The sequence below is a fragment of the Micromonospora sp. NPDC005257 genome, assembly GCF_042872445.1.
Classification (GTDB): Bacteria; Actinomycetota; Actinomycetes; order Mycobacteriales; family Micromonosporaceae; genus Micromonospora.
In genome coordinates this window covers 53,450-75,892 of record NZ_JBIAKL010000006.1, presented here as the reverse complement: position 1 = coordinate 75,892, position 22,443 = coordinate 53,450, and the positions used below count along the sequence as shown (strand labels likewise).

Here is a 22,443-nt window from a genome sequence, read left to right as displayed (position 1 = left end):
CCCGGCCGCGTCCCGGCCGGTCCCGCTCCACCCGCCGGACGGTGTCCCACCAGCCGGGCGAGCAACCTCCCTGGCAGGCCCCCGGGGGTGTGCGGGTAGGTTTTCGACAGAGCCGACCAGGCCGGCCCCCCGCCGGTAGAGCACGAGGGAGTGCAGGTGCGCGAGTTCTCCGTCCCGCCGATCGTCACCGTCGGCGACGCGGCCAACCTGACCGACCCGGTCTGGGAAAACGCCGAGGTCGCCCCGGACACCGTGCAGTTCGTCCGCCCCGCCGCGGGGACGGGCGCGCGCGAGGAGGTGACCTGCCGCCAGTTCCGCGACGAGGTGGTGGCGCTGGCGCAGGGCCTGATCGCCGCGGGCGTCTCCCCCGGCGACCGGGTCGGCCTGATGAGCCGCACCCGCTACGAGTGGACGCTGTTCGACTACGCGATCTGGGCGGCCGGCGCGGTGACCGTGCCGATCTACGAGACGTCCAGCGCCGAGCAGGCCGCCTGGATCCTCGGCGACTCCGGCGCCGTGGCCGTGGTGGTGGAGAGCACCGCGCACGCCACCCTGGTCGCCGGCGTCCGGGACCGGCTGCCGGAACTGCGCGAGGTCTGGCAGATCGAGCTGGGCGCGGTCGGCGAGCTGGTCGCCGCCGGCGCGTCGGTGGACCCGGCCGAGGTGGCGACCCGCCGCTCGCTGCTCAAGGCCGACGACGTCGCCACGATCATCTACACCAGCGGCACCACCGGCCGGCCCAAGGGTTGCGTGCTGACCCACCGCAACATCTACACCGACATCGCCAACGCGGTGCCGGTGCTGCCGAACCTGTTCCGCCAGGGCGCCTCGACGCTGCTGTTCCTGCCCCTCGCGCACGCCTTCGCCCGGCTCATCCAGGTGGGCGTGGTGCACGCCCGGGCCACCATGGCGCACTGCGCGGACACCAAGGACCTGGTCGCCGAGCTCCAGGACTTCAAGCCGACGTTCGTGCTCTCCGTACCCCGGGTCTTCGAGAAGGTCTACAACGGCGCGCGGCAGAAGGCCGAGGCCGAGGGGAAGGGCAAGATCTTCGAACGGGCGGAGAAGGTCGCCATCGCGTGGAGCGAGGCGCAGGAGCTGCCCGGCGGTCCGGGCCTTGGCCTGCGCGCGCAACACGCCCTCTTCGACAAGCTGGTCTACCGCAAGCTGCGGGCGGCGATGGGCGGCCGGTGCCGCGACGCCATCTCCGGCGGCGCGCCGCTCGGCGCGCGGCTCGGGCACTTCTTCCGCGGCGTCGGGGTGACCATCTGCGAGGGGTACGGCCTCACCGAGACCTCGCCGGCCGCCGCCGCCAACCTGCCCAGCGGCACCCGGATCGGCACCGTCGGCCGGCCGCTGCCGGGCGTCACCATCCGGATCGACGACGACGGCGAGGTCCTGATCGCCGGCGACATCGTCTTCCAGGGCTACTGGCGCAACGACGCGGCCACCGCCGAGGCGCTCACCACCGACGGCTGGTTCCGCACCGGCGACCTCGGGCAGCTCGACGAGGACGGCTACCTGAGCATCACCGGCCGGAAGAAGGAGATCATCGTGACCGCCGGCGGCAAGAACGTCGCCCCGGCGGTGCTGGAGGACCAGGTACGGGCGCACCCGCTGATCAGCCAGTGCGTGGTGGTCGGCGACCGGCAGCCGTTCATCGCCGCCCTGGTCACCATCGACGAGGAGGCGCTGCCGAAGTGGCTGGCCGGGCAGGGGCGCCCGGAGACCACGAGCATCGCCGAGCTGCGCGAGGACGCGGCGCTGCGCGCCGAGGTGCAGTCCGCGATCGACCAGGCCAACCAGGCGGTCTCCAAGGCCGAGGCGATCAAGGTGTTCCGGATCCTGCCGCAGGACTTCGCCGAGACCACCGGTGAACTGACCCCGTCGTTGAAGGTCAAGCGTCAGGTCGTGCACAAGACGTACGCCTCGGAGATCGCCGAGATCTACCGGGGCTGACTACCATCCGTCACGTGCCCGCCTCCACATCCCGCCAGCCGTCGACGCAGCCCCTCGCGGTAGCGGCTCGCGCGGTCCTCCTCGCGCTGGTCGCCGCCCTGACCCTGTTCGCCACCCGCGACGCCGCCCAGCTCTGGTGGATCGCGCTGCTGGGCGTCGCGGGCCTGCCCGCCGTGCTCGCACCGCAACACCGGCTGCTCGCCCCGTTCAGCCGCTTCGCCGAGGTGGTGGTGCTCGGGCTGGCCGCCAGCCAGGTCGCCGCCGACACCCATCTGTCCGGTGTGACCGGTGGGCTGGGCGCCTCGGCGGTGCTGCCGTACCTCGCCGTGCCGGTCACCGTGACCGCTCTGGGCCGCCGGTTCCGCGAGGGCGCCGCGCTGCTCGTGGTCGCGGCGGCGACGCTGCTGGCCAGCGCCGCGTTCACCAAGGTCGACGGCGGACCGCAACTCGGCCAGGTCGGTTACCTCACGGTCTGCGCCCAGTGGCTGATCCTGGCCGGGCTCGGCCTCTACACCGCGGGCACGCTCCAGCGCGTCATGCGGATGCGCGGCGAGGGCAAACCCCAGCCGTACGCCGAGGCGACCCGCCTGCTCACCCAGCTCCGTACGGTGGCCCGCCAGTTGCCCGGCGCCACCCTGGACCCGGGCGGCATCTCCGAGCACCTGCTCGAGGAGCTGCGGGTGGTGGCCAAGACCGACCGGGGCGCGGTGCTGTCCGCCAGCGGCGGCGGCCGGCTCGTGGTGCTCGCGCAGATCGGCGCGGACCGGGTGGACTGGGAGACGACGCTCGACGCCGACTCGGCCATCGCCGACGCCTGGGCCAGCCAGCAACCGACCGTCTCGTCGCGCTCGCAGGCCCGGTCGCGGCACTCCGGCGAGGTGTCCGCGCTGATCGTCCCGCTGGTGGCGGGCGTACGCACGGTCGGCCTGGTGGTGATCGAGGCGGACACCGCCGCCGCGTACCCGCCGCCGGTGGTGTCCCGGGTGACGGCGCTGACCGGCCCGGCGGCGCTGCGGCTGGAGGCGGCGCTGCTCTTCGACGAGGTGCGTTCGCTGGCGACGAACGAGGAGCGGCAGCGGCTGGCCCGGGAGATCCACGACGGGGTCGCCCAGGAGCTGGTGATGGTCGGGTACGGCATCGACAACGCGCTGGCCACCGTGCACGACGACGCGGACGAGACCGCCGACTCGCTGCGTACGCTGCGCCAGGAGGTCACCCGGGTGATCACCGAGCTGCGGCTGAGCCTGTTCGAGCTGCGCAGCGAGGTGGACCGGCACGGTGGCCTGGCCGCCGCCATCGCCGAGTACGCCCGCACCGTCGGCGCCTCCGGTGGCCTGCGGGTGCACCTGTCGCTCGACGAGTCCACCGCCCGGCTGCCCGCCGCCACCGAGGCCGAGATGCTGCGGATCGCGCAGGAGGCGGTGACGAACGCCCGCAAGCACGCCGGCGCCTCGAACCTGTGGGTCACGTGCGAGGTGGATCCCCCGTTCGCCCGAATCGAAGTGTCGGATGACGGTCACGGCATCGGTGACCAGCGCCCGGACGGGCACTATGGCCTTGCGATCATGGCGGAGAGGGCGGAACGTATCCGAGGCCGGTTGGAGATCAGGCCGCGACAGCCGAGTGGGACGACTGTGGCGGTGGTGCTCGGTTCGTCGCCCCGGCGCGATAAGGTGCGCGGCAGCGCCGCAGCAGCAGAAGGGGAGTAACCCGAGGATGACCAGCAGTCCGACACCGGCCACCCGTACCAAGGTTCTCCTGGTCGACGATCACGACCTCATCCGCAAGGGGCTGCGTCACGCGTTCGAGCGCGACCGTCAGTTCGAGGTCGTGGGCGAGGCCGCCACCGCCGCGGAGGGCGTGCGCCAGGCCGGCGCGCTCCAGCCCGACGTGGTGATCATGGATCTGCGCCTGCCCGACGGCAGCGGCCTGGAGGCCACCCGCGCCCTGCGCAAGTCCAGCGCGTCCATGGGCATCGTCGTGCTGACCATGTACGCCGGCGACGACCAGCTCTTCGGTGCCCTGGAGGCGGGTGCGAGCGCGTTCGTGCCGAAGACCGCCCCGGCCGACGAGGTGGTGGCCGCCGCCCGGCACGCCGCCTCCTCCCCCAGCGCGTTCACCGCCGCCGACCTGGCCGAGGCGATGAAGCGCCGGCTGGCGCCGTCCGGTCCGCAGCTGTCCCCCCGCGAGGGCCAGGTGCTGCGCCTGCTCGCCGACGGCATGAGCGTGGCCGGCATCGCCAAGCAGCTCTTCGTCAGCGAGTCGACCGCCAAGACCCACATCTCCAAGCTCTACGAGAAGCTGGGCGCTGCGAACCGGGCGCAGGCGCTGATGACCGCGCTGCGGCTGGGGCTGCTGGAGGCCCCGGACGCCCCGAAGTTCTGAGGCACACCGCCGCGAGAGGCCCCGTCCGCCACGGACGCGGGCCTCTCGCGGCTCCGACGCCACGCCTGGTCGCGTACGGTGAACGGCCGGACGCGTAGCGACGGCGGTCTTTGCACCGCGACGGCGGAGGGGCAGAATACCCGGGTGGTCCACGCGACGGCGCGGACCGCGTGTCGCCGACACCCGAGGGGCAGGACATGCAGCGGCCGGACTGGGCACCCGAGACGATCGACATCGAGCGCCCCAGTGTCGCCCGGATGTACGACTACTACCTCGGGGGATCGCACAACTTCGCGGCCGACCGGGCGGCCGCCCGCGCGATGGTGGAGGCGGTGCCGGAGGCTCCGCTGATGGCCCAGGCCAACCGCGCGTTCCTGCGCCGGGCGGTGCAGTACCTCGCCCACGCCGGCATCCGTCAGTTCCTGGACATCGGCTCCGGCATCCCGACCGTCGGCAACGTGCACGAGATCGCCCAGCGGATCGACCCGGAGTCGCGCGTGGTCTACGTCGACGTGGATCCGGTGGCGGTGGCGCACAGCCACGAGATCCTGGCCGGCAACGAGAACGCGGTCGTGCTCCAGGAGGATCTGCGCAAGCCGGAGGCGATCCTGGCCCACCCGGAGGTCACCCGGCTGCTGGACTTCACCCAGCCGGTCGCCGTGATGATCGTGGCGGTGCTGCACTTCATCCCGGACGCCGACCGTCCCGAGGAGATCCTGCGGACGCTGCGCACGGCTCTGGCGCCCGGCAGTCACCTGGTGCTCTCCCAGGCGAGCGAGGACGGCCGCGCCGGCACCGGCGAGCGGGCCGAGGCGGAACGGGTCTACCGGCGCACCGACAGCCGGCTCTGGATCCGCAGCCGGGCCGAGCTGACCACGCTGTTCGACGGCTTCGAGGTGGTCGACCCGGGCGTGGTGTGGGTGCCGCAGTGGCGGCCGGACTCCCCCGACCAGGCGGAGAACGCCGAGCGGGCCGTCTTCATGGGCGGGGTGGGGCGGCTCGGTGCGTGACGACGCGGCCCGCTGCCGCCCGGGCGTCTTCGCCCGGGCCTGGGCCAAGGCGGTCTCCGGCACCAGCTACCTGCCGATGGCCCAGTCGCAACTCGAGGAAACGCTGCAACGGCTCACCGAGCGGCTGGCCCAGGCGCTGCGTGCCGAGCCGTTCGACATGCGGATCGGCCAGCAGGTCGGCGCGGAGCTGGTGCAGGCGCACATCGCCTCCGCGGAAGGGCTCGGCCGCACCGTCGAGGTGATCCAGCTGCGCCTGGTCCGCGATCTCGACCTGGTCGTCGACGACGTCGAGGACCGGATGGCGCGGCTGCTCGCCACAGTCGCCACCGGGTACGCCCGTGCCCTGCGCGACCGCACGCTCGACGAGCAGGAGTCCATCCGCCGGGCCGCCATGATGGCCCGGGCGCAGGCGGAACGGGCGCTGCGCGACAGCGAGGCCCGGTTCCGGCACCAGGCCACCCACGACCCGCTCACCGGCCTGCCGAACCGCACGCTGTTCACCGAACGGCTGACCGCCGCGATCACCGCGCCCGGGCGGGGCGCCGACCGGGTCGGTGTCTGCTTCCTCGACCTGGACCGCTTCAAGGTCGTCAACGACTCCCTCGGCCACCAGGTCGGCGACTCGCTGCTGGTGACAGTGGCCCAGCGCCTGCACCGGGCGCTCGGTGAACACCTGGTGGCCCGGCTCGGTGGGGACGAGTTCGTGATCCTCGTGGAACGCACCGTCGGCACCGACGACGCGGTGAAGGTCGCCGAGGTGGCGCTGGCGGCGATACGCGAGCCGGCGCTGGTCGACGGCCACGAGCTGACCGTGTCCGCGAGCATCGGCATCGTGGAGCGGCCGGTCGCGGGCACCTCGCCGATGGATCTGATGCGCGCGGCCGACAGCACGCTGCACTGGGCCAAGGCCGCCGGCGGGGCCCGCTGGTCGTTGTTCGACGCCGACCGCAACCGCCGCGACCTGGCCCGGTACGCGCTGTCCGCGGCGATCCCCGCCGCGCTGGACCGGGGCGAGTTCTACCTCGACTACCAGCCGCTGACGTCGCTGCGCGACGGGCGGGTGGTCGGCATGGAGGCGCTGGTGCGCTGGCGTCACCCGGAGCTGGGTGTGCTGCGGCCGGACAGCTTCATCCCGCTGGCCGAGGAGACCGGGTTGATCGTCCGGCTCGGCAGCTGGGTGCTGGCCGAGGCGTGCCGCGAGGCGGGCGCCTGGCCCGACGTGGACGGGGACGCGCCGTTCGTCAGCGTCAACCTCGCCGTCCGGCAGTTGCACCGCAGCGACCTGGTGACCGAGGTACGCGGCGTGATCGGGCGCACCGGCCTGCCGCCGCACCGGCTGCAACTGGAGATCACCGAGAGCACCATGATGAGCACCGTGGTCGAGCCGGTGCGGGCTCTGCGGGTGCTCCGCGACCTCGGTGTCCGGGTCGCCATAGACGACTTCGGCACCGGATACTGCAACCTCGCGTATCTGCGGGACCTGCCGGTCGACGAGCTGAAGGTGGCGGGCGAGTTCGTGAGCGGCCTGCGCGCGCCGGGCAGCCGCACCGACGAGCGGATCCTCGCCTCGCTCGTCTCGCTGGCGCACGCGCTGGACCTGACCGTCACCGCCGAGGGGGTGGAGACGGCCGACCAGGCCGAACGGCTGCGCGCGATCGGCTGCGACGCCGGGCAGGGCTGGCACTTCGGCCGTCCCGGTCCGGCCGCGCCGCACCTGGGCCGGGTGCCCGCCCACGTCGACGCGGCCCCCTGAGACGCGGCCTCCTGAGACGCGGCCTCCTGACCGGCCGGCCCTGCCACCTGACCCCGCCACCTGATCCGGCGGCGCGCGGTCAGCCGGTCAGCAGGGCGGCCATCCGCTGCGCCTGCGTCTCCCAGCGCCACTCGCGCTCCACCCAGGCACGGCCGGCGGCGCCGAACTGCCGGGCCAGATCCCGGTCGGCGAGCAGCGTGGCCACCCGGTCGGCGAGCTGGGCCACGTCCCGGCCACCGACGACGTACCCGGTCTCCCCCTCGCGGACCGCGTCCGGGGCGCCGCCGGAGTCACCGGCCACCACCGGCAGTCCGGTCGCGCTCGCCTCCAGGTAGACGATCCCGAGGCCCTCCACGTCCAGCCCCCGGTTGCGGGTGCGGCACGGCATCGCGTAGACGTCGCCGGCCGCGTAGTGGGCGGGCAGTTCGGCCGAGGGCACCGACCCGGTGAAGACCACGTCGCGTTCCAGCCCGGTCTGCCGGGCCAGTTTCTCCAGCGTCGAGCGGTACGGTCCGCCGCCGACCACGAGCAGCGCGGCGTCGGGCACCCGGCGGCGGATCGCCGGCAGCGCGCGGATCAGCATGTCCTGGCCCTTGCGGGGCACCAGCCGTGACACGCACACCACCACCGGGCGGTCGGCCAGCCCGAGCCGCCTGCGGACCTCCTTGCCGTCGACGTCCGGGTGGTAGGTGTCCACGTCCACGCCGGGTGCGAGCCGCCGCAGCTCGGTCAGCCCGTCCAGCGCGCGGGCCAGCCGCTCCCGGGTGTACTCGCCGAGGTAGGTGGTCACGTCCACGCCCCGGCCGATCCGGCGCAGCGCCGACCGGGCGCCGGGCAGCGCCGCCCAGCCGACCTCGTGCCCGTGGGTCAGCGCCACCGCCCGGCGGATCCCGGCCCGCCGCCGCAGGCCCGCGGCGAGGAACCCCAGCGGGGCCGCCGCACCGAACCAGACGGTGTCGCAGTCGTAGGCGCGGGCCAGCCGCGCCGCCCGCCGGGCGATCAGCGGCGTGGGCAGCAGCACCCGGGTCCGCTCCCGGACCACCTCGAACGGCTGGTCGGCGTCGAACTTCTCCGCACCGCGCCAGCTCGACGCGTACACCACCACCGAGCCGGGCGGCTGGCGCACCGCGAGGTTGTGGACGAACGACTGGATGCCGCCGGGGCGCGGCGGGAAGTCGTTGGTGATCAGCAAGGTGCGGCTCATCGGCCCGGCTCCCTGGCGTAGGCGCGGGCGGCGGCCATCCGCTCCACGGTGGACGGGTGGGTCGCCGACCAGAGGCGCTCCCAGCGCGGCGGGTCGGGGTCGGCCAGGTTGACCCCGGCCAGCCGCCGCTGCATCGCCTCGAACGTCGCCGGGTCGCCGGTGAGCGCCAGCGCGTGGGCGTCGGCGCGGGCCTCGATCCGGCGGGAGACGAGCGCCTGCGCCGGGGTGGCGAGCAGGCCGGCGATCGTGACCAGCGCGATCAGCAGCGGGAACGCCCGGGGCTGGGCGATCGAGTCGACGCCCGCGAGCCGCAGCAGTGGCGTCCAGGACCCGATCAGGTAGAGCGCCACCACCGCGGCGGCGGCGCCGAGCGCGCCGAGCAGCGTGCCGGTCCACACGTCCCGGTCCTTGGCGTGCCCCAGCTCGTGGGCGACCACGCTGGTCACCTCCGCCGGCTCGGCCTCGCGCAACAGCGTGTCGTAGACGACCACCCGCCGCGTCGGACCGAGTCCGGAGACGTACGCGTTCACCGCGCTGGTACGCCGGGACGCGTCGGCGACGAGCACGTCGCGCACCGGTACGCCGTCCCGGGCCGCCATCGCGGTCAGCTCGCTGCGCAGCGGACCCGGCTCCATCGGGGTGAACCGGTTGAACACCGGCTCGACGAGCACCGGCAGCACGAACGACAGCACCACCACCAGGGCTGCCGCACCGGCCGCGCCGAACGCCCACCACCAGCGCGGGGCGAGCCGGACCACCGTGTAGAAGCCGAGCAGGACCAGCGCGCCGATCAACGCGCTGACCGCGTACGACTTGAGCAGGTCGACCGCCCAGCCACCCCAGCTCTGGGTGCTCAGCCCGTAGCGGACCAGCACGGTACGGCGCCAGGCCGCGAACGGCAGCGTGAGCAGGTCGGCGAGGAAGATGACGGCCAGCCCGCCGAGCACCGCCTGTGCGACCCAGTGCCCGCCGAAAGGACGGCCGACCAGTTCGACCAGGCGCGCGCCCAGCGGGGTCAGCCCGAGCAGCAACGCCACCACCAGCCCGACCGCGAGCGCCGACCAGGCCGACGGGCGGAGCGCGCCGTGGAACTCCCGGCCCCGGGCCACCTGCCCGGCCGGAAGTTCCCCCAGCGCCGCGAGTTGGTCGGCGCGGGGCGCCGGCGGCCGGCTCCACGGCACCAGCAGCACCACCGCCACCAGCAGCGCGACCGCCAGGCCGCCGAGGGTCAGCAGCGCCCAGGCGCGCGGGGTCACCGACCCACCCCGCCGTGGTGCCCCGTCCGCGTCATGCCGCTCCCCCCGCCGTGACCGCCCATCCTATGGCCCGGCCCCGATCGGGGCCCACCGCGCCGACACGTGCCCGGCCGCGCCGTCCCCGGCCCCGGCCGAACGCGCCGATCTTGGAGTTGTGCCACCTCGCAAGGCTCGCAGCGGGCAGCGTCAGGCGATCCGGCGACGGCCGGGACGGCGGGGTGCCGGCGCCCGTCGCGCGGCGGGCACGGGCGCCGCGACCGGTGCGGACGGCAGCACCTCCACCTCGAATCCGGCCCGGGCGAACACCTCGATCGCCCGGTGCTCGGCCGGACCCAGGTCGGCCGGGTCGGAGTCGAGCAGGGCGGTCACCAGGCAGCCGGAGCAGCCGGCACCACGGTTGGCGCAGGTGTCGCAGTCGATCAGCATCAACGCCTCCTGACGGGTCGCCGGTGGCGGTCGGGGAAGAAGCCACCACCGTCGGTCACCACGACGCTAACGCTCGGGTATGACAGAACCGGACAACGAGGCAGCAGCCGCCGCGAACACGATCATCCGGTCAGGAACGGGCCAGGCGCCGCAGCAGCGAGTCGGCGCCCAGCGGGTACGCGCCGTGCCGGCGTACCCCGTCGGCGACCTCGCGGTCGGAGGAGACCACCACCACCGGCCGCCCGGCCGGCTCGGCGCGCACCAGGCGGCGGATCAGCTCGTCGGCGGTCTCGCCCTTGCGGGAGAACAACACCCGCACGCCGCGCGGCGCCGGGGGCAGACCGTGGATCCGCTCCGCCCCGTCGAAGACGACAGTGACCTCGTCCCCGGTCTGCGCGGCGATCCCGCCCAGCCCGGTGATCAGCCGCTTGCGCTGCTGCTCCAGCGACATCTCGCCGAAGCCGCGCTTGGTGACGTTGTAGCCGTCCACCACCAGGTGCGCCCGCGGCAGCGCGAGCAACTGGTCGAGGCGGGCCGGGTCGTCGGTGTCGCGGGCCCGCGTCGACGGCCCGGCCGGCGCGGTGCCCGGCTGCTCGGCGAACGCGTCGGCGACGAAGTCGGCCGGGAGCTTGTCCACCGGGTCGAGCGCCAGCTCCCGGCGCAGCCCCACGGCGGCCTGGCCGATGGTCTCCAGCAGCAGCCACAGGCGCGCGTCGTCGACCGAGCGGGCCTCCTTGGCGCTGGCCCGGGCCACCCCGGCGGCGGCCTCCGCCTCGGCCAGCCGGGCCCGGGCGCGGCGCAGCTCGGCGTCCGCGTCGGCGGCGGCGCGGGCCGCCCGCCCCCGCTCGGTGGCGAGCGTCTCGGTGGCCTTGCGCTCGCGGGCCTGGGTCTCCCGCAGGGTACGGGTCAACTGGCGGGCCTCCTCGCGGAGCTGACCCAGCTCCTCCCGGACCCGGGCCAGTTCGTCGCGCAGCTTCTCCGCCTCGACCCGGGCCACCGCCCGGTCGTGCTCGGCGCGGGCGGCGCGCTGCTCAGCCTCGCGGACCAGTTCGGCCACGACCGCGCTGTCGGCCTCGGCGCGTACCGCCTCGCCGCTGGCCTCGATCAGTTCCCGCCAGCCCCGGGGCCGGGCCAGGTAGGCCAGGGCGGCCACCTCGACCGGATCGGCGGCGGCGGGCGCGGTGCCCTCGACCACCGCCGCGCCGAGGTCGCCGGCGTCGGCGAGCACCCGGGCGGTGATCCGCTGCCGGAACAGCGGGTCGGCGGTGAGCTGGGTGGCGATCGCGGGCGCGCCGAGGCGGGCCCGGCGGTTGGGAGCGAACTTGGCGACCCGCCGCAGCGGCACCGGCACCTCGTCGGCGGGCAGGCCGGGCAGCACGGCGGCGGTGAGCGTGACGATCCGCTGCCGGACCGGCTCGGGCAGCACGGGCTCGGGCTCGACCGTCGGGGGTGTGCCCTCATCGGCGGGCACGCCGACCACCGGCTCCTCCGCGGAGGAGTGGTCGTCGTTCGGCTCGGTGAGGGGCATGAGGCAAGTCTCCCACCCCGAACGGGCCCACCGCCCGGTGAGTGAGCCGATCTCTCATCGTACCCCGTGGTAGCTCCTGGGACGGCAGTGACAGGAGTGTCGGACCGTGCCGCTAGCGTCCCGCGGGTGACACGAGCGGAGTACGTCCAGGAGCCGCTGGCCGGCCTGGACCCGGCGGGCAGCGGTGTCGACCCGGCGCTGCCGCTCTACGCGACCACCTTCGTGGTGGTCGACCTGGAGACCACCGGGGGCGCGCCCGACGGCGGCGGGATCACCGAGATCGGCGCGGTGAAGGTCCGCGGCGGGGAGGAGCTGGGCGTGCTCGCCACGCTCGTCAACCCGGGCGTGCCGATCCCGCCGTTCATCACCGTGCTCACCGGCATCACCCAGGCCATGCTGCTGCCCGCTCCGCCGATCGAGCAGGTGCTGCCGAGTTTCCTGGAGTTCATCAGCGACGCCGTGCTCGTCGCCCACAACGCGCCGTACGACGTGGGTTTCCTCAAGGCGGCCTGCGCGAAGCACGGCTACCGCTGGCCCAACCCCCGGGTGCTGGACACGGCCGCGCTGGCCCGGCGGGTGCTCACCCGCGACGAGGTGCCCAACCGCAAGCTGGGCACGCTCGCCGCCTACTTCCGCACCGCCACCCAGCCCAACCACCGGGCGCTGGACGACGCCAAGGCCACCGTCGACGTGCTGCACGGGCTGATCGGCCGCCTCGGCGGGCACCGGGTCGACACGGTCGGCGAGGCGATCGAGTTCGCCCGCGCGGTCACCCCGACCCAGCGCCGCAAGCGGCACCTCGCCGACGGGCTGCCCAAGGTGCCGGGCGTCTACATCTTCCGGGCCGCCGACGACCGGCCGCTCTACGTCGGCACGTCCGGCGACATCGCCACCCGGGTCCGCAGCTACTTCACCGCCGCCGAGAAGCGGGCCCGGATCTCCGAGATGCTCGCCGCAGCCGAACGGGTGGAGGCGGTCGAGTGCGCCCACTCGCTGGAGGCGGAGGTCCGCGAGCTGCGGCTGATCGCGTCGCACGCGCCGCCGTACAACCGCCGGTCGAAGTATCCGGAGCGCCAGGTGTGGCTGAAGCTCACCGACGAGGCGTACCCCCGGTTGTCGATCGTGCGCGACATCGCGCCCACCGACACGGCCTACCTGGGGCCGTTCCGGTCCCGGCAGGCCGCGGAGCTGGCCGCCGCCGGCTTCCACGACGCGGTGCCGCTGCGTCAGTGCACGCACCGGCTCTCCCGGCGCACCACCATGCCGGCCTGCGCGCTGGCCGAGCTGGGCCGCTGCCCGGCGCCCTGCGAACACCGGATCACCCCCGAGGAGTACGACGACCGCGCGGCGACGCCGTTCCGCACCGCCACCAGCGACGACCCGGGTGTGGTGGTGGACGCGCTGCTCGCCCGCATCGAGGTGCTGTCGGCCGCCCAGCGCTACGAGGAGGCAGCAGCGGTACGCGGCCGGCTGGTGGCGGTGCTGCGCGCGGCGGTCCGGATGCAGCGGCTGGCCGCGTTGACCGGCATCGCCGAGCTGGCCGCCGCCCGCCCGGCCGCCCGGGGCGGCTGGGAGCTGGCGCTGGTCCGGCACGGCCGGCTCGCCGGGGCCGGGGTGTCCCCGCCCGGTGTCCACCCGCGCCCCACGATCGCCGCGATCCGGGCCACCGCCGAGACGGTGCTGCCCGGGCACGGTCCGGTGCCGGCCGCGACCGCCGAGGAGACCGAGCGGATCCTGTCCTGGTTGGAGCGACCGGAGACCCGGCTGGTCGAGACGACCGCCGGATGGGCCTCGCCGGTGGCCGGCGCGGGGCGTTTCCGCGACCTGCTGGCGAAGGCGGAGAGTGGCGGATCCGCCAAACTCTCGACCGAACGCTCATGACCAACTGACCGATCGGACTACCTTGCCTCCCTTAGTCTGTTAAAGGAGTGCAGACCTGCCCGTTTCGCGGGCTCTGCTCCCGGCCGCCGGCTTCCGGTGGCCGAGGGCCGGGGTGAGGAGGTGTCCCAGGTGGACGTCGACGCCGGACACGGCGCCGCCCTGGGTGGCGCGCTCCCGACCCAGGGCGAGTTGCCGCTGGGCCGCCGCCTCCGTTCCCTGCTCACCTGGCCGACTGCCGACGGAGATCCGGTCACCACACTGGTCCGGGCTCATCGCGGCATCCACCCGAGCGCCGACGCCTCGGTGCTGCGCCGGGCCTACACGATCGCCGAGAACATGCACCGCGGTCAGTTCCGCAAGAGCGGCGAGCCGTACATCACCCACCCGCTGGCGGTGGCGCAGATCTGCGCCGGCCTCGGCATGGACACCATCACGCTGGTCGCCGCCCTGCTGCACGACACGGTGGAGGACACCCGCTACACGCTCCAGGCGCTCCAGGAGGACTTCGGTCGCGAGGTCGCCCACCTGGTCGACGGCGTGACCAAGTTCGACAAGGCGTTCTACGGCAAGGCCGCGGAGGCGGAGACCGTCCGCAAGATGATCGTTTCGGCCGGCAAGGACGTCCGGGTGCTGGTGATCAAGCTGGCCGACCGGCTGCACAACATGCGTACGCTCGGCGTCCGCTCGGCCGCATCCCGGGAGCGGATCGCCCGCAAGACCCAGGAGGTGCTGGTCCCGCTCTGTGACCGGCTGGGCATCCAGACGCTCAAACGCGAGCTCGACGACGTGGTGCTGCTGCACCTGCGACCCGAGGAGCACGCGCGGATCGCCCGGTTCGTGCACGACCGGCCCGGCTGGGACGCCTACCTCGCCGACGTGGTGGCCCGCACCCGGGTGGCGCTGCGCCGCAACCGGGTCGACGCCGAGGTCTCCCCCCGTCCCCGGCACCTCTACTCGATCTGGAAGGACACCGTCGCCGGCGACCACACCGCCCCGTACGACCTGCCCCGCATCGCGATCGTGGTGGACGGTCCGGCGACCGACTGCTACGCCGCGCTGGGCGCCGTGCACGGGCTCTGGCGTCCGGTGCCGGGCCGCTTCAAGGACTTCATCGCCTCCCCGAAGAACAACCTCTACCGGTCGCTGCACACGAGCGTCTGCGGGCCGCAGGACCGCACTGTCGAGGTGCTGATCCGCACCACCGAGATGCACCGCTCGGCGGAGTACGGCGTGGCCGCCCACTACCGTTTCCCCCGCACCGCGGGCCGGGCCGTCGACCGGGCGGACGAGCTGGCCTGGCTGCGCCGGGTGCTCGACTGGGAACAGGAGACGGTCGACCCCACGCAGTTCATGGAGTCGCTGCGCTGCGACCTGTCCGAGGCGCAGATCCAGGTGGTCGCCGACGGGCGGCAGGTGGTGCTGCCGGCCGGCGCGACCCCTGTCGACCTCGCGTACGAGCTGGGCACGGAGCGCGGGGACCGCTGCCTGGCGGCCCGGATCAACGGCCGGCTCGCGCCGCTCGCCTCCGAACTGGAGGAGGGCGACGTGGTGGAGATCTTCACCGAGAACGACGCGGAGAGCGGGTTCGAGGCGGACGCGGCCCCGCGCGGCCCACGCCGGGAGTGGCTGGGCTTCGTGAAGTCCCCGCACGCCCAGATGCAGATCAACCGCTGGTTCGCCGAGCACACCGAGCCGGGCATCTCGATCGCCGACAAGGTCCGGCTCGGCCGGGCCTCCATCGGCCTGGCGTTGCGCAAGCACAACCGGGGCCTGGCCAACGACCTTCCGCTGCTGCGGTTGTCCGAGGAACTGGGCTACCCCGACCTGGAGACGCTGCTGGTGGCGGTCTTCGACCGCACCGTCGAGCCGGACACGGTGGTCCAGCAGCTGATCGATCTGGTCGACCACCGGCAGTAGGCGGAGCCGGCCCGCCCGGGGACCACTAGCCTGAACGGCATGATCCCCCGCGCGCGTGCCACCGGACGGGCCCTCGGCTACAAGCTCTTCTACCGGCTTCCGGTCCCGCTGCGGCGGCGGCTGGTCCGGCTGGCCGTACCGAAGTACATCGTCGGCGCGGTCACCCTGCTGCGGGACGCCGAGGCCACCGGCGCGGGCCGTCTCCTGCTGCTGCGCCAGCCGCCCGGGTACAGCTGGACGCTGCCGGCCGGGCTGCTGCAACGCGGCGAGGCCCCGGTGGTCGGCGCCGCCCGCGAACTGTACGAGGAGTCCGGCGTCCGCCTGTCGCCCGACGCGCTGCGCCCGGCGGTGCCGAACGCGGTGGTGCACGCCAAGGGCTGGGTCGACGTGGTCTTCGAGGCGGAGGTGCCGGCCTCCCGCACCGAGCTGAAGGTGGACGGCGCCGAGGTCTTCGAGGCCGCCTTCCATCCGCTCGACGACCTGCCCCGGCTCAGCCGCGCCACCGCCAACCTGCTCGGGTACTACGGCATCGGCCCGCGGGCGGGCGAGCACCCGCCGGCCGCATGAGCACCCCGGTCGCGTACGCGGGCGCCGCGGCCGCGCCGGGCGTCGAGGTGTGCGCTGTGGTGCTGGCCGCGGGCGAGGGCACCCGGCTGCGTCCGCTCACCGAGCGGGTGCCGAAGGCGCTCTGCCCGGTCGGCAACGTCCCGCTGCTGGACCGGGCGCTGGCCCGGCTGGCCGGGCTCGGCCTGACCGGCCCACGCCGGGTGGCGGTGAACGCCTGCTACCTGGGTGACCAGGTGGTCGCGCGGGTGGGCGAACGGGCGCACCTGTCCGTCGAGCCGGGCGCTCCGCTGGGCACCGCCGGGGGCGTGGGCCGGCTGCGGGACTGGATCGACGGCCGGGGGGTGCTGGTCGGCAACGCCGACGCGTACCTGGCCGATCCGCAGGCGCCACCCGGCAAGGACATCGCCGCGCTGCTGGACGGCTGGGACGGGCACGGCGTACGCCTGCTCGGCCGGCCCGCCGACGACCCGGACGCCCTCGGGACCTTCGACGGCCACGACTTCGTGGGTTTCTCGCTGCTGCCCTGGCGGCTGGTCCGCGACCTGCCGGCCACGTTCGGCGACCTGGTCCGGGCGGTGTGGCGGCCCGCGGAGGCGGCCGGTGAGCTGACCGTGGTGCCCTACCGGGGCACGTTCTACGACACCGGCACCCCGGCCGACTACCTGGCCGCCAACCTGCACGCGGCCGGCCCGCACGGGCTGGTGGACCCGACCGCGACGGTGACCGGCCGGGTCGACGGCTCGGTGGTCGGCGCCGGGGCGCTGGTGCACGGCGACGTCGACCGGTCGGTGGTGTGGCCGGGCGCGAGCGTCGCGGCCGGGGAACGCCTGCGCGAGGTGATCCGGGCCGGCGACGACCTGACCGTCCCGGCGGCGCGGTGAGGGCCACTGGCTCTAGCATTGGCCTCGTCGCCGACGAACGGAGAAACGTCCCGTGATCACCGCGATCGTGCTGATCGACTGCGCCACCGACTCCATCCCCGAGGTGGCCGAGGCCCTGGCCGACCTGCCCGGCGTCAGCGAGGTCTACTCGGTGGCCGGACACGTCGACCTGATCGCCATGGTCCGGGTCCGGGAGTTCGAGCAGATCGCGCAGGTCATCGCCGGCAGCATCTCGAAAGTGCCGGGCGTGCTGAACACCGAGTCGCACATCGCGTTCCGCGCCTACTCGCAGCACGACCTGGAGTCGGCGTTCGCGATCGGGCTGGCGAACGCCGACTGACACGAGCCGGTGACCGGCCTGCCCTCCCGGGCGGACCGGCCACCGTCGACCGTGCGATACGTCAGCTCTGGCTGGGCACCGGGGTCTCCGTGGTGCCCGGAGCGGGCTCCTCGGTCTGGGTGCCGCCCGGAGCCGGCGACTCGGTGCCCCCCGGGGACGTGGTGCCGCCCGGGCTGGGCGTACCGCTGGCGCTGGTCTGCGGCACCGGGACGCCCAGGGTCTGCGCCAGGGCCACAAGCGCGTCGTAGTGCGCCTGGAGGACCGGCAGCGCGTCCTGCGCGATCTGCACCACCGACTGCTCCGAGCCCTGCGAGATCTCGGTCTGGGTGGCCTGGATCGCCTGGACGTGACCGGCGAGCTGCGCGGTCACCCACGCCTTGTCGAACTCGGCGCCGTTGAGATTGTTCAGCTTGTCCAGGACCTTCTGCTGGTCGGCGCTCGGGTCGGCCGGCAACTGCACGTTGAGCTGCTGCGCGGTCGACTGCACCGTCTGGTCCAGCTGGGTGTGGTCCGTGACGAACATCTTGCCCAGGTCCTTGACCTGCTGGTTCTGGCCCTTCTGCTGGGCCAGGTTACCGGCGGTGATCTCGAACAGGTTGACCTGGTGCACCGCCTGCAGGTACTGCGTGTCCTGCGTCGACGGCTGCGCTGCGGCCTGCGCCGCGGCGGCGGGCGCCAGCCCCACGACCACCAGCGCGGCCAGCAGGCCCAGGCGTTTGATTCCCCACATTCGTTCCTCCCCCATGAGACGTCGGACCGCACGGATACCCGGCTGACCGGGGTTATTCCTGCGATTCCACCCGTCCGTGTCGGGGGCGACGGCCGTCGGTGCACCGGTCGCCCGGCGTGCGCGGGAGGCAACCGGACGGCAGGGGCGGAAACGGCTGTGGCGCCCGCCGGATGATCCGGCGGGCGCCACTGTCAGTCGTACCGGGGAGGGTCAGCGACGGCTCTCGCCGCTGCCGATCTCCTCCCGCTCCGGCGCGGCCTCGACCGGCGGGTGTCCCGGCGAGACCGGCGCCTCGGCCGGCTTCTCGATCGGGTAGAAGAAGCCCCGGATCGCCGGGCCGAGGGCTCCGAGCCGGTTCATCTTCTTGGGCACCACCCAGCCGACGTAGTCGAGCGCCGGCGGGTGACCGTCGTGGCCCTCGGCCGAGGTGAGCGGCTGGTGGACCTCGACGAACCGGCCGTCGGGCAGCCGCTTGATGATGCCGGTCTCCACGCCGTGGGCCAGCACCTCCCGGTCGTGCTGCTGCAGGCCCAGGCAGATCCGGTACGTGATGTAGTACGCGATCGGCGGGATGATCAGCAGGCCGATCCGGCCGCCCCAGGTCATCGCGTTCAGGCTGATGTGGAACTTGTCCGCGATGACGTCGTTGGCGCCGGAGAGGGTCAGCACGATGTAGAAGGCGAGCGCCATGGCGCCCACGGCGGTCCGGGCCGGAACGTCCCGGGGCCGCTGGAGCAGGTTGTGGTGCTTGTAGTCCTTGAGGCGGCGCGCCTCCAGGAACGGGTACATCGTCGACAGGCCGACCAGGATTCCGGGTAGCACCACCGTCGGCCAGAACAACGGTGGAATCACGTACCCGTTGCCGATCGGGATGTGGATCTCCCAGCCCGGCATGAGTCGGGTCGAGCCGTCGAGGAACATGACGTACCAGTCGGGCTGGCTGGCCGCCGAGACCACCCACGCCTCGTACGGGCCGAACAGCCAGATCGGGTTGATCTGGAACAGACCGCCCAGCAGCGCGATCACGCCGAAGACGACCATGAAGAAGCCGCCCTGCTTGAGCGCGTAGCGCGGGAACATCCGCTCGCCGACCACGTTGTCGTTGGTCCGCCCGGGGCCGGGCCACTGGGTGTGCTTCTGCTTGAACACCAGGCCGAGGTGCACGCTGATCAGCGCCACCAGCAGGCCCGGGACGAGCAGCACGTGGGCGATGAAGAAGCGGCTGATGATGATGGTGCCGGGGAACTCCCCGCCGAAGATCGACGAGCTGACCCAGGAACCGATCACCGGGATCGACAGGATGATCGCGGAGGCGATCCGCAGACCGGTGCCGGACAGGCCGTCGTCCGGCAGCGAGTAGCCGGTGAAGCCGGCCAGGAAGCCGACCCAGAACAGCAGCGAGCCGATGATCCAGTTGGTCTCACGCGGCTTGCGGAACGCGCCGGTGAAGAAGACCCGCAGCATGTGCACCACGATCGCGGCCATGAACAGCAGGGCCGACCAGTGGTGCATCTGCCGCATGATCAGACCACCCCGGACATCGAACGAGATGTCCAGACTGGAGGCGTAGGCGGCCGACATCGGGGTGCCCCGCAGCGGGGCGTAGCTGCCGTTGTAGATGACCTCGGTCATCGCCGGCTCGAAGAAGAACGTCAGGAAGACGCCGGTGAGCAGCAGGACGATGAACGAGAACAGCGCGATCTCGCCGAGCAGGAAGGACCAGTGGTCGGGGAAGACCTTGTTCAGCAGCTTGCGCAGGGGCGTGGCCACCTGGAAGCGGTCGTCCACCGCCCGCGCGCTCTTGGCCGGCAACGCGGCCGCATCAAACTTTCGGCGCTTCATGGCCGCTCCCAGAAGTCGGGACCGATGGTCTCGGTGTAGTCGGACTTCGCCACGAAGAAGCCCTCCTCGTCCACCTCGATCGGCAGCTGTGGCAGCGGCCGGTTAGCCGGGCCGAAGATCGGCTTGGCGTTGTCGGTGATGAGGAACTGGGACTGGTGGCAGGGGCAGAGCAGGCGGTTGGTCTGCTGCTCGTAGAGGCTGGCCGGGCAGCCGGCGTGCGTACAGATCTTGGAGTACGCGACGAAGTTGCCCCACATGTAGTCGCCGTGGCCCTTGCGCTCGTTCGCCTCGCGCGACTTCTGTGCGTCGTCCTCCCGCAGGTGGATGAGCAGGGTGGGCGAGTCGGCGTGCAGGTTGCTGACGCCGCCGTCGATTCCGGGGAACACGGTGAGCTGGCCGCCGACGCTGACGTCGGCGGGGCGGATCGGCCGGCCGTCCTCGCGGATCAGCCGGATCTTCTCGCCACCCTTGCCGGGCTGGAAGCCGGTGGTGAACATCTGGTTGTTCTTGTGCGGCTGCTCGATCAGGCCGCCGATCAGCGGGGCGGCGGCCACCGCGCCCACCGGGGCCAGGCCGGCGAGCAGGGAGATGCCCAGCAGCGGCCGACGCTTCACGCCGAGTTCGTCGGCCATGTAGAGCATGGTCTCACCGGTGATCTTGCGACCCTCCGGGTTGTCGACCTGGTCGTGCCGGTCCTGGATCGAGACCTCCTTGGGCAGCAGCTTCTTGCCCCAGGTCAGGATGCCGAAGCCGATGCCCAGCAGCGCGAGGCCCAGCGTCACGCCGAGCAGCGGCGTGTAGAGCTTGTCGCCGCCGCGACCCGGCTCCCACTGCCACGGCCACCAGATGTAGACCACCAGGAAGGCGGTCGCGAAGACCCCGGTCAGCAGGAACATCAGGGCGACCGTACGAGTCAGCCGGCGCTCGGCCCTGCTGCCCGGGGCCACCTGCGGCTCGTAGTGGACGATCTCGATGTCGTCGCGCCGCGCGCCCTCCTGGACGATCTCGAACCGGGAGAGCCGCGGGTCGTTCACGTCGAGCGGCTCCGGGCCCTGCTGGGCCTGGTGCTCGGTGTGGGTGCTCATGCCGTCACCTCGCTACGGGTGACGCCGGGGACCGGCGCCACGGCACTGGAAGCAATGATCGGTCCGGTCACGACTTGCCTGCGATCCACAGGCTCGCGAAGACCAGCGCGACGATGCCGACCAGGAAGATCGCCAGACCCTCGGTCGACGGGCCGTAGCGGCCCAGGTTGAAGCCGCCCGGGTCGCCGTCGTGCTTCAGCGTCTCCTGGATGTAGGCGATGATGTCCGCCTTCTCCTCGGGCGTGATCTGGTTGTCGCCGAACACCGGCATGTTCTGCGGGCCGCTCAGCATCGCGGCGTAGATCTGCCGGTCACTGGCCGGGGCGAGACTCGGGGCGTACTTGCCGGAGGACAGCGCGCCGCCGCCACCGCCGAAGGCGTGGCACTGGGAGCAGTTGATCCGGAACAGCTCACCGCCGGTGGAGAGGTTGGCGCCCTCACGCAGGTCGCCGTTGGGGACCTCCGGGCCGCCGCCGAGCTCCTGGACGTACTGCCCGAGCTGGCGCACCTGCTCGTCGGTGAACTGCGGCGGCTTGCGCATGGCCTGGGCCTCCTGCCGGGCCATCGGCATGCGACCGCTGCTGACCTGGAACTCCACCGAGGCCGCCCCGACGCCGATCAGGCTCGGACCGCGGCCCTCGACGCCCTGGGCGTTGCGACCGTGACAGGTCACACAGCTCACGTCGAACAGCGCCTTGCCCTCGTTGCCTGCGGCGGTCAACGGAGGGTTGTCCTGCGCCTGCACGCCGGGGGCGAAGACGGTGTAGGCACCGCCGGCCAGCATCAGCGCGGCGAACAGCCGGACCGCGGCGCCCAGCCGGCGGCGGCCCCTGCTGCGCGCCACGGGCCGCCCGCGCAGCCGCGCGAGCAGACCGCGTCGGCGGTCGTTGTCAGAAGTCATGACCTGTGTCCTTAACCGGTTGGACCTTGTCTCAGGGGACGGAGCAGCGGCGCGGTTCGTGACGCGCCAAGATCACTGGAGCCAGTAGATCATGACGTAGAGCCCGATCCACACGACGTCCACGAAGTGCCAGTAGTAGGACACGACGATCGCCGAGGTCGCCTGCGCGGGGGTGAACCGGCCCATCGTGGTCCGGATCATGAAGATCACGAAGGCGATGAGACCGCCGGTCACGTGCAGACCGTGGAAGCCGGTGGTGAGGTAGAACATCGACCCGTAACCGTCTTCGTTGATCTTCACGCCCTCGTGCACCAGGGTCCGGTACTCGTTCAACTGACCGAGCACGAAGATCAGACCCATCACGAAGGTGATCGTGAACCACCGGCGCAGAGCGTGGACGTCACCGCGCTCGGCCGCGAACACGCCGATCTGACAGGTGATCGAGGAGAGCACCAGGATCACCGTGAACGTGGTCGCGTACGGGATGTTCAGCACCTCGGTGTGCTTCTCCCACTGCTCCGGCGCCGCCGCGCGGATGGAGAAGTACATCGCGAACAGCGCCGCGAAGAACATGAGTTCGCTGGAGAGCCACACGATCGTCCCGACGCTGACCATGTTGGGTCGGGTCAGGGAGTGGATCCGGCTCTTGTCAATGGCTGGGGCCGCAGTCACGCGGTCATTATTGCCCCTGACCGGGACCGAGGATCAGCGGGGTGCCAAACCTGGCCCTTCCGTGGCCCGATCGTGGTGGTCCGCTTCGCCTGACCTACCCTGAAAA

The 22,443-nt window shown here is 72.9% G+C and carries 19 protein-coding genes; 10 read left to right on the top strand and 9 right to left on the bottom strand.

Features of this window, described 5'->3' with window-relative positions:
- Positions 1-156: 156 nt before the first annotated feature.
- From ACFYO8_RS14695 to ACFYO8_RS14675, 5 genes are all read left to right on the top strand, one after another.
- Positions 157-1,959: a long-chain fatty acid--CoA ligase gene (locus ACFYO8_RS14695; RefSeq protein ID WP_354869982.1), complete on the top strand. Its 1,803-nt coding sequence runs from the start codon at positions 157-159 to the stop codon at positions 1,957-1,959.
- A 14-nt stretch (positions 1,960-1,973) separates the two neighbouring features.
- The gene (locus ACFYO8_RS14690) at positions 1,974-3,668 is read left to right on the top strand and encodes a GAF domain-containing sensor histidine kinase (protein WP_354869980.1); all 1,695 of its coding nucleotides are present in this window, start codon (positions 1,974-1,976) and stop codon (positions 3,666-3,668) included.
- A 7-nt stretch (positions 3,669-3,675) separates the two neighbouring features.
- On the top strand, positions 3,676-4,344 hold the full coding sequence (locus tag ACFYO8_RS14685) for a response regulator transcription factor (RefSeq protein ID WP_013287678.1): 669 nt from the start codon (positions 3,676-3,678) through the stop codon (positions 4,342-4,344).
- A 197-nt stretch (positions 4,345-4,541) separates the two neighbouring features.
- Entirely contained in the window at positions 4,542-5,354 is an 813-nt protein-coding gene (locus tag ACFYO8_RS14680) for an SAM-dependent methyltransferase (protein ID WP_354869976.1), read from the top strand.
- Complete coding sequence (locus ACFYO8_RS14675) at positions 5,347-7,107, top strand: putative bifunctional diguanylate cyclase/phosphodiesterase (RefSeq protein ID WP_387188774.1); 1,761 nt, start codon at positions 5,347-5,349, stop codon at positions 7,105-7,107. The genes ACFYO8_RS14680 and ACFYO8_RS14675 overlap by 8 nt, the downstream gene beginning before the upstream one ends.
- A 79-nt stretch (positions 7,108-7,186) precedes the next feature.
- Here ACFYO8_RS14675 and ACFYO8_RS14670 read toward each other — a convergent pair whose 3' ends face one another.
- The 4 genes from ACFYO8_RS14670 to ACFYO8_RS14655 form a co-directional block, all read right to left on the bottom strand.
- Complete coding sequence (locus ACFYO8_RS14670; RefSeq protein WP_354869973.1) at positions 7,187-8,311, bottom strand: glycosyltransferase family 4 protein; 1,125 nt, start codon at positions 8,309-8,311, stop codon at positions 7,187-7,189.
- On the bottom strand, positions 8,308-9,567 hold the full coding sequence (locus ACFYO8_RS14665) for a M48 family metallopeptidase (RefSeq protein WP_354869970.1): 1,260 nt from the start codon (positions 9,565-9,567) through the stop codon (positions 8,308-8,310). The genes ACFYO8_RS14670 and ACFYO8_RS14665 overlap by 4 nt, the downstream gene beginning before the upstream one ends.
- A 186-nt stretch (positions 9,568-9,753) precedes the next feature.
- On the bottom strand, positions 9,754-9,993 hold the full coding sequence (locus ACFYO8_RS14660) for a hypothetical protein (RefSeq protein WP_354869968.1): 240 nt from the start codon (positions 9,991-9,993) through the stop codon (positions 9,754-9,756).
- A gap of 130 nt (positions 9,994-10,123) precedes the next feature.
- Positions 10,124-11,521, bottom strand: a complete 1,398-nt coding sequence (locus tag ACFYO8_RS14655) for an NYN domain-containing protein (RefSeq protein ID WP_357708979.1) — start codon at positions 11,519-11,521, stop codon at positions 10,124-10,126.
- Positions 11,522-11,647: 126 nt separating this feature from the next.
- On the opposite strand from ACFYO8_RS14655, the gene ACFYO8_RS14650 reads away from it, so the two are divergent.
- From ACFYO8_RS14650 to ACFYO8_RS14630, 5 genes are all read left to right on the top strand, one after another.
- Positions 11,648-13,402 (top strand): DEDD exonuclease domain-containing protein, encoded by a 1,755-nt coding sequence (locus ACFYO8_RS14650; protein ID WP_357708976.1) that lies wholly within the window; start codon positions 11,648-11,650, stop codon positions 13,400-13,402.
- A 129-nt stretch (positions 13,403-13,531) separates the two neighbouring features.
- Positions 13,532-15,319 carry an HD domain-containing protein gene (locus ACFYO8_RS14645; RefSeq protein ID WP_355097119.1) on the top strand — a complete coding sequence of 596 codons (1,788 nt, stop codon included), beginning with the start codon at positions 13,532-13,534 and terminating at the stop codon, positions 15,317-15,319.
- A gap of 39 nt (positions 15,320-15,358) precedes the next feature.
- Positions 15,359-15,886 carry an NUDIX domain-containing protein gene (locus ACFYO8_RS14640; RefSeq protein ID WP_354869958.1) on the top strand — a complete coding sequence of 176 codons (528 nt, stop codon included), beginning with the start codon at positions 15,359-15,361 and terminating at the stop codon, positions 15,884-15,886.
- Positions 15,883-16,767 (top strand): sugar phosphate nucleotidyltransferase, encoded by an 885-nt coding sequence (locus tag ACFYO8_RS14635; RefSeq protein ID WP_354869955.1) that lies wholly within the window; start codon positions 15,883-15,885, stop codon positions 16,765-16,767. Before ACFYO8_RS14640 ends, ACFYO8_RS14635 begins: the two co-directional genes overlap by 4 nt.
- A gap of 52 nt (positions 16,768-16,819) precedes the next feature.
- Positions 16,820-17,107, top strand: a complete 288-nt coding sequence (locus ACFYO8_RS14630) for an Lrp/AsnC ligand binding domain-containing protein (protein WP_354869952.1) — start codon at positions 16,820-16,822, stop codon at positions 17,105-17,107.
- A gap of 61 nt (positions 17,108-17,168) precedes the next feature.
- On the opposite strand, the gene ACFYO8_RS14625 is transcribed toward ACFYO8_RS14630, so the two are convergent.
- The 5 genes from ACFYO8_RS14625 to ACFYO8_RS14605 form a co-directional block, all read right to left on the bottom strand.
- On the bottom strand, positions 17,169-17,837 hold the full coding sequence (locus ACFYO8_RS14625; RefSeq protein ID WP_354869949.1) for a DUF4142 domain-containing protein: 669 nt from the start codon (positions 17,835-17,837) through the stop codon (positions 17,169-17,171).
- Positions 17,838-18,047: 210 nt separating this feature from the next.
- Complete coding sequence (locus ACFYO8_RS14620) at positions 18,048-19,679, bottom strand: cytochrome b N-terminal domain-containing protein (protein WP_354869947.1); 1,632 nt, start codon at positions 19,677-19,679, stop codon at positions 18,048-18,050.
- Complete coding sequence (locus tag ACFYO8_RS14615; RefSeq protein ID WP_354869945.1) at positions 19,676-20,764, bottom strand: Rieske 2Fe-2S domain-containing protein; 1,089 nt, start codon at positions 20,762-20,764, stop codon at positions 19,676-19,678. Before ACFYO8_RS14615 ends, ACFYO8_RS14620 begins: the two co-directional genes overlap by 4 nt.
- A 67-nt stretch (positions 20,765-20,831) precedes the next feature.
- Positions 20,832-21,665, bottom strand: a complete 834-nt coding sequence (locus ACFYO8_RS14610) for a cytochrome c (protein ID WP_354869943.1) — start codon at positions 21,663-21,665, stop codon at positions 20,832-20,834.
- A 72-nt stretch (positions 21,666-21,737) separates the two neighbouring features.
- A complete protein-coding gene (locus tag ACFYO8_RS14605) occupies positions 21,738-22,337 on the bottom strand; it encodes a heme-copper oxidase subunit III (RefSeq protein WP_354869940.1) in 600 nt (199 codons plus the stop codon).
- Positions 22,338-22,443 lie beyond the last annotated feature (106 nt).

Excerpts from the sequence above, each read along its gene's own strand:
- ACFYO8_RS14685 (WP_013287678.1), top strand. The coding sequence starts at position 3,676 with ATGACCAGCAGTCCGACACCGGCCACCCGTACCAAGGTTCTCCTGGTC.
- ACFYO8_RS14680 (WP_354869976.1), top strand. The coding sequence starts at position 4,542 with ATGCAGCGGCCGGACTGGGCACCCGAGACGATCGACATCGAGCGCCCC.
- ACFYO8_RS14670 (WP_354869973.1), bottom strand. The coding sequence starts at position 8,311 with ATGAGCCGCACCTTGCTGATCACCAACGACTTCCCGCCGCGCCCCGGC.
- ACFYO8_RS14660 (WP_354869968.1), bottom strand. The coding sequence starts at position 9,993 with ATGCTGATCGACTGCGACACCTGCGCCAACCGTGGTGCCGGCTGCTCC.
- ACFYO8_RS14655 (WP_357708979.1), bottom strand. The coding sequence starts at position 11,521 with ATGCCCCTCACCGAGCCGAACGACGACCACTCCTCCGCGGAGGAGCCG.
- ACFYO8_RS14640 (WP_354869958.1), top strand. The coding sequence starts at position 15,359 with ATGATCCCCCGCGCGCGTGCCACCGGACGGGCCCTCGGCTACAAGCTC.
- ACFYO8_RS14635 (WP_354869955.1), top strand. The coding sequence starts at position 15,883 with ATGAGCACCCCGGTCGCGTACGCGGGCGCCGCGGCCGCGCCGGGCGTC.
- ACFYO8_RS14625 (WP_354869949.1), bottom strand. The coding sequence starts at position 17,837 with ATGTGGGGAATCAAACGCCTGGGCCTGCTGGCCGCGCTGGTGGTCGTG.
- ACFYO8_RS14620 (WP_354869947.1), bottom strand. The coding sequence starts at position 19,679 with ATGAAGCGCCGAAAGTTTGATGCGGCCGCGTTGCCGGCCAAGAGCGCG.
- ACFYO8_RS14615 (WP_354869945.1), bottom strand. The coding sequence starts at position 20,764 with ATGAGCACCCACACCGAGCACCAGGCCCAGCAGGGCCCGGAGCCGCTC.
- ACFYO8_RS14610 (WP_354869943.1), bottom strand. The coding sequence starts at position 21,665 with ATGACTTCTGACAACGACCGCCGACGCGGTCTGCTCGCGCGGCTGCGC.